Origin of the sequence: Nonomuraea sp. AD125B, from assembly GCF_041402765.1 — a bacterium.
Taxonomy (GTDB): Bacteria; Actinomycetota; Actinomycetes; order Streptosporangiales; family Streptosporangiaceae; genus Nonomuraea; species Nonomuraea bangladeshensis.
Genome location: NZ_JBGLOU010000002.1, coordinates 87,514 through 93,579, shown reverse-complemented (window position 1 = coordinate 93,579; position 6,066 = coordinate 87,514). Strand labels below are relative to the sequence as shown.

Here is a 6,066-nt window from a genome sequence, read left to right as displayed (position 1 = left end):
CGGTCGCGGTGCCGACGTTCGGGACGTTGGCGGCGCTGCCGAAGAACAGACCCCGGTAACCCGTGTCGCCGAAGATGCAGAACATGCCCGGCTTGCACAACGCCAGCTTGTCAGCTGCGGTCTGTGCAACGGCCGGCGTGGCGGTGGAGGTGGCGATGGCCATGGCGGCCAGGGCGGAGGCGGCGAGGGGGCGGACGATACGAGAGATCATGAGGGTGCTTTCCGTGATGTGGTGGACGTGCTGGTGACGGGGTCGTGCGGTCAGGTGCGGGCGCAGGCGGCGAAGGAGCTGGTCGCGTCGTTGGCGAGCTTGCCGACGTTCGGGGTGAACTCGTTCGGGGCGATGCCCACGGCGATCGCGGTGCTGTTGGGACGCTGCCACTGGAGCGGGGTCCTGAAGTTGGTGTGGGTGAACAGGCACATCGTGCGGCCGGTGCGGTTCCAGAACGAGCTGGTGTGGTCGTTGATGTTGAAGCCGAACGGCGCGGTCGCGGTGCCGACGTTCGGGACGTTGGCGGCGCTGCCGAAGAACAGACCCCGGTAACCCGTGTCGCCGAAGATGCAGAACATGCCCGGCTTGCACAACGCCAGCTTGTCAGCTGCGGTCTGTGCGACGGCCGGCGTGGCGGTGGAGGTGGCGATGGCCAGGGCGGCCAGCGCGGCCAGGGCGGGGGCGGCGAACGAGCGGGCGACACGAGAGAACATGAGAGTGCTTTCCTTGGGTCTGGGGTTGTCCGGGGACGGAGGCAGGGAGCGGCCCGGGGGTCGCTCGGTGGCGAGATACGCGCTTGGTCGCGAGGTGATCGGGGTCACGGCGGCTACCGGGAGGGCTCTACGGGGTGGTTGGCTCTGATCACGTCGCCCGGGTCGTAGGTCTGCTTGACCCGCCGCAGCTGCCGCCGTACATGGTCAGGTTCGAAGCCGAGCCCGTCGTCCGGCCGCCGCCGTTCGGTGAAGTTGCGGTAGGCCAGCGGCGCCCGCCAGGGCGCGAGGACGGCGGCGAGCGTGTCGAGGGCCGCGTACACGGCGGCCGTGGAGGACGCGTCGAAGGTGAGGCCGCCGGAGAAGACGGCGAAGGCCGCGTCCAGCGAGGACACCGCGCCGCCGGGCAGGGCGCCCGGGGCCAGGGCGCCGCCTAGGTGGCGGGCCTCGACCGTCAGCAGCGGTACGTCGGCGTCAGGGCCGGCCACGGCCAGCAGGGCCGCCAGCGTCTCGTCGGTGAGAGCGGCGAGCTGGAAGCCGTCACCGGTGGCCGGGGTGGGGCCGGGCGGGTCCAGGTGCAGCAGGTCGAGCCGGGACGGTGGCGTGGGCGCGAAGGTGTCGAGCTCGGGACCCAGCTCCCGCAGCGGCGCGAGCAGGGCGTCGGCCGCTTCCTGGCCGAACTGGGCGACCGCTTCGACGGCGACCAGCGAGCGGCCTCGGAAGGGCTGCGGAATGTCCTCCAGCGGGGGGAAGCGCAGCAGCCGGCCCAGGGAGGTGATCGCGTCCGGCACGCCGGCGGTCCAGTCGCGCCACCGGGTCAGCACCTCCCCGGCCCGCTCGATCGGCCAGTACAGCGCGCCCGCGTACACCTCGGTGATGGGGAACAGGGCGAACTCCAGCTCGGTGACGATCGCGTACGCGCCCCCGCCGCCCCGGAGCGCCCAGAACAGGTCGGGCTCGTGGCCGGCGTCCACGCGCAGCACACGGCCGTCGGCGGTCACCACGGTGGCGCCGGTGACGTGGTTGGCGGCCAGGCCGTGGGAGCGGGCGAACCAGGACAGGCCGCCGCCCAGGGTGTAGCCGACCACGCCGACGTCGGAGGCGGTGCCGGCGAGCCCGGCCAGGCCGTGCTTGGCGGCGGCCGCGCTCACCTCCGACCACACCACCCCCGCGCCCACCCGGGCCAGCCGCCGCACGGGGTCGATGTGCACGTTCGCCATCTCGGACGTGCGCAGCAGGATGGTGTCGTTCAAGTGTCCGAGCGGGGCGGCGTTGTGGCCGCTGGACTGCGGCGCGACGCGCAGGCCACAGGCGCGGGCCGTCTTCAGGGTGGCGGCCACGTCGGCGGCCGAGCGGGCCAGCACCACGGCGGCCGGACGCTGGTCCACGGCCAGCTGCCAGGCCGCGCGGGCGGCGTCCCAGCCCGCGTCACCGGGCAGGACCAGCGCTCCTTCGAGCCGCGAGCCCAGCGCCCGCAGGCCGCCGGCACCGGCACCGTCGGCGCCGGGACCGGGGCCGGGAGCAGGAGTGACAGGCATCGTTCGTCCTCTTCGATCAGTGATTGGTCGTCGTCCTGATCGACGATGGCGGGGCGAGGACGCCGATCCCATCCCGCCCGCCGGGGGCATTCAGGGCCGCCACCCCCCGCGGCTGCGGGATCGGTCAGGCGGATCAGGGGCGGCGGCTCGTCGCAGGCCCGCCTGATGTCACGACGCCGGCCCGCCCCCCTCAAACGGGGGATGGGAACCCGTGGGACGGCGTGCGACCATGGCGGCGTGGACACCATCGGGGGGTTAACCGGCGTGCGCGCGTGCGCCGGTGAGCAAGCGCTGGAAGTGTCGGGCACGGGGTCGGAGGTGTTCGCGGCGGCCGCGCGCCGCCTGCGCCGCATGGTTCCCTACGACGCGGCAGCCTGGATCGGCACCGACCCGGCGACCGTCCTGCCGGCCTCGCCCATGCGCGTGGAGAACATCGGCCAGGAGCACTGCGAGACGTACTGGCAGCGTGAGTACGGCGCGCACGACGTGCTGACCTTCCGCGACGTCGCCCGCTCGTCCGCCGCCGTGGCGACGCTGCGGCAGGCCACCGTCGGCAATTTAGGCAGGAGCGTGCGTTTCCGGGAGTTCATGCGCCCGCTGGGATACGTCGACAACCTGCGGGCCGCCTTCCGCATCGGCGCGGGCGTGTGGGGGGTGGTGGACCTGTTCCGCGCCGCCGACCGGCCGCCCTTTGACGAGCGCGACCTGCGGCACGTGGCCGCGCTGGGGCCGGAGATCGCGCTGAGCCTGGCCGGGCTGGCCGTCGCCGGCAGGCAGGAGGGCGGGGTGTCAGGCGCTTCCGACGCGCCGGGATCGGCGCTGTTCGACACCGGCGACCGGGTGATCTTCGCCGACGCCCAGGCTGAGCACTGGTTCGCCGAGTTGGGCGGCTCTCCTTGGCTGCCCTTGACGGTCAGCCTGCGGACGGGAGCCGTCGCCTCGGTGGTGGCGCGGGCCAGGGCCGTGGCCGCCGAGCGCGAATCCGGTCCCGCCGTCATCCGGGTGCGCGGCGGGAGCGGGCGCTGGGTCAGCATCCACGCCTCGGTGCTGCAGGACGGCCGGGGCCGGACGGGGCCGGTCTCGGTGGTGTTCGAGCCGGCGACGGCGACGCAGATCGTCCCCATCATCGTGGAGGCGTACGCGCTGACGCCGCGCGAGCGCGAGGTGACCGAGTGCGTGGCGCGCGGGCACACCACCGCGGAGATCGCCACGCGGCTGCGGCTGTCGTCGCACACGGTGCGCGACCATCTCAAGGCGATCTTCGCCAAGGTGGACGTCAGCAGCCGCGGCGAGCTGGTGGCGAGGCTGTTCGGCGAGCACGCGAGCCCCCTCCTGCATGCCCCCGGCGCCGATATCGGGCACGTGGACGTTTGAGAGCCGCCGCCGGCGCTGCTGGCCAGGCTCGCGCTGGCGGCCGGTCGCCCGGCTGACCGCGGACGCGCTGATCTCCGATCTGTGGGACGACGAGCCGCCGGCGGGTGCCACCAGCGCGATTCAGGCGGGTTGCGTTGCGATGGCCGGGGGTCGTCGGTGTCGGCCTGGCGTACGGCAGCGGTCACGAGCTTGCGTGATTCGCGAAAGGTTGCCTTTGCTCGGGGGAGCGTCATCATACAGTCTGAGTGATCCTATGAGGACTGCGGGGGCGCCATGCCTGGTGGAGCAGCCGAACCGATCGTGGTTCTGGGCGCGGGCCTCGCCGGGCTCGCCGCCGCGATGCGCCTGTCGGCAAGAACGGTCACCCTGGTCGAGCGCGAAGAGACGGTCGGCGGCAAAGCCAGGACTCACCGGCGCGACGGTTTCACCTTCGACGTCACCGGCCACTGGCTGCACCTGCGCGACGCCACCGTGCGCGCCCTGGTCCATGACCTGCTCGGCGGGGACGGCCTGGTCGACATCGGCCGCAGGGCGAAAGTCTGGATCAACGATGCGATGGTCCCCTATCCGCTGCAGGCCAACATCCACGGGTTGCCGGGGGAAGTCCGCAGACGCTGCCTGGCCGGATTCCTTCGGGCACGGGCGGGGCGGCTGGTCCGTCGAAGGCCGCCGCCCGAGAGCTTCCACGACTTCATCGTCGCCCAGTATGGGCAGGCCCTGGCCGACCATTTCTTCACGCCGTACTACAGCAAGTTCTGGGGCCTTTCGTGCGACAGACTGACCTTCGACTGGCTGTCGGGCTATTTCCCGACGCCGAGCACCGTCCAGGTGGTCGGTGGGGCGCTGGGCATCAGGCAGGACCGCGTGGGGTACAACGCCCGGTTCCTCTATCCGGCAAAAGGCGGCATCGACCTGCTGCCACGTGCGCTCCTGGAGGCGGCCTCGACCTTCTCCCCGTGGGCTCGCGCTCCCAGTTCACCGTCGTCATGCCCCACTGACAAGTACAAGGCGTCCTTAAACCGGTGAAGTCGACCTTCACGAAGTGGTCGATGCGGATGCCGGTCAGGGTCTCGACGGTCTTCCAGGTGCAGCCGATACCGCCGCCCAGGTGCGGCAATTGGCCCGCCAGGTGCTGGGCGGGTTTGGCCTTGCAGGCGGGGAGCTGGACCAGCGAGTCCCGCGGGAAGCTGACGATGAGCGCGTTGTCACGGTCGGCGGAGATGTGCGCCAGCATGATCGTGTCGGTGCGCTCACCCGCGACATGGTCAACGCCGTCGGCGGCGTGGAAGTGTGCCTCCCCAAGCCGATCGACGACACCAAGGCGCTGCTGCACCTGGCGGCCGGCCGCCAGACACTCAACGGTGAGCAGGTCCTGGGCTACGTGCGCGCCCGCTACAGCCTGGGTGACGGCTCTGACATCGGCCGGATCCAGCGTCAGCAAATGTTCATCGCCTCCATGGTCAACAAGGTGATGAGCGGGCAGACGCTGACTAACCCGGCCCGTCTGTTCGCTTTCCTGGACGCGGCTACGAAGTCGGTCACCACCGACCCCGACCTCACCCCCGGCGTGCTGCAGGACCTCGCGCTGTCGGCCCGCGGCCTGAGCGCCGGTGGCATCCACTTCATCACCACGCCGTGGCGCTATTCCCTCTCCCAGCCCGGCCGCGTCGAATGGGTGCAGCCGCAGGCCAAGAAGCTGTTTCAGGTCGTGGCAGGCGACATGGACATCAACAGCTCGGGCGTCAAGGGCGGCAACCGGGTGGTCCTTCATGGCAGAACCCTGTGGCTGATGAGCGGCCGCCGGAGGGCTCACCTGTCATCGTCCCTTCACCGAGAAACCGGAGGATGCCCCGGCCTGTCCGGTCTCAGGACGTGCGTGACACGGGAGGTGCCTGACACAGGATGCTTGATACAGGGCCGACACGTACAGGGCCACAGCTCGTCGGCATACTGGCCTGGACCCCATGGGCGTTGAGGCTCATGGGGTCCGGCTCGAAGGGGGCTTCGTTTGTTCTTGTCGCTGCCCACCGGTGCATGGGTACTGATCGCGGCGGGCGCCACTTTGGTCAATCTCGCCGCCATGCAGTGGATCATCCAGATACCGACGTACCGCAAGATGCAGTTCTGGCTTCCGGCCATCGGCATCATCATGGTCGGCGCGCGAAGCCTTGCCCAGAGCCACACACTGGCCCAGAGTCTGTACCTGTACGCGGCGTTCATGATCATGTTCCCGGTCATGCTCGCCCCGGTTCGACGTCAGATCACCCGCGACTACTACCGGTGGGTCAAGGACCCGACCACGAAGACCAGCGGGGGTGTGATGGCCTGGATCGTCATCTCCATGCTCGTCATGTTGCTGACGATCGGCGTCGGCTGGGCGGTGGGCGGTAGCACCTCGGCCTGAACCCGCGACCCCAACCCCACAGCCTGAAGAAAGGGCTACAAGGGCTAC

At 70.7% G+C, this 6,066-nt stretch carries 7 protein-coding genes and 1 pseudogene; 4 read left to right on the top strand and 4 right to left on the bottom strand.

Annotated features, from left to right (window positions below; genetic code table 11):
• From ACBR40_RS05280 to ACBR40_RS05270, 3 genes are all read right to left on the bottom strand, one after another.
• Positions 1 to 211 (bottom strand): hypothetical protein (locus ACBR40_RS05280; protein WP_371247646.1); only part of this gene is annotated, 211 nt, incomplete at its 3' end.
• A gap of 50 nt (positions 212 to 261) precedes the next feature.
• Positions 262 to 705, bottom strand: a complete 444-nt coding sequence (locus tag ACBR40_RS05275; protein ID WP_371247645.1) for a peptidase inhibitor family I36 protein — start codon at positions 703 to 705, stop codon at positions 262 to 264.
• A 113-nt stretch (positions 706 to 818) separates the two neighbouring features.
• Positions 819 to 2,240, bottom strand: a complete 1,422-nt coding sequence (locus ACBR40_RS05270; RefSeq protein ID WP_371247644.1) for an FAD-binding oxidoreductase — start codon at positions 2,238 to 2,240, stop codon at positions 819 to 821.
• 237 nt (positions 2,241 to 2,477) lie between these two features.
• On the opposite strand from ACBR40_RS05270, the gene ACBR40_RS05265 reads away from it, so the two are divergent.
• A complete protein-coding gene (locus ACBR40_RS05265) occupies positions 2,478 to 3,614 on the top strand; it encodes a helix-turn-helix transcriptional regulator (protein ID WP_344207188.1) in 1,137 nt (378 codons plus the stop codon).
• Between the two features lie 300 nt (positions 3,615 to 3,914).
• Positions 3,915 to 4,640: an NAD(P)/FAD-dependent oxidoreductase gene (locus ACBR40_RS05260; RefSeq protein ID WP_371247643.1), complete on the top strand. Its 726-nt coding sequence runs from the start codon at positions 3,915 to 3,917 to the stop codon at positions 4,638 to 4,640.
• Between the two features lie 43 nt (positions 4,641 to 4,683).
• Here the strand turns inward: ACBR40_RS05260 and ACBR40_RS05255 are convergent.
• Positions 4,684 to 4,848, bottom strand: a pseudogene (locus ACBR40_RS05255) (LytR family transcriptional regulator); the annotation flags it as partial.
• A gap of 27 nt (positions 4,849 to 4,875) precedes the next feature.
• Here ACBR40_RS05255 and ACBR40_RS05250 point away from each other — a divergent pair.
• Both ACBR40_RS05250 and ACBR40_RS05245 read left to right on the top strand, forming a co-directional pair.
• Positions 4,876 to 5,589, top strand: a complete 714-nt coding sequence (locus ACBR40_RS05250; RefSeq protein ID WP_371248333.1) for an LCP family protein — start codon at positions 4,876 to 4,878, stop codon at positions 5,587 to 5,589.
• Positions 5,590 to 5,622: 33 nt separating this feature from the next.
• A complete protein-coding gene (locus ACBR40_RS05245; protein WP_371247642.1) occupies positions 5,623 to 6,018 on the top strand; it encodes a hypothetical protein in 396 nt (131 codons plus the stop codon).
• The last annotated feature ends 48 nt before the right edge of the window (positions 6,019 to 6,066 follow it).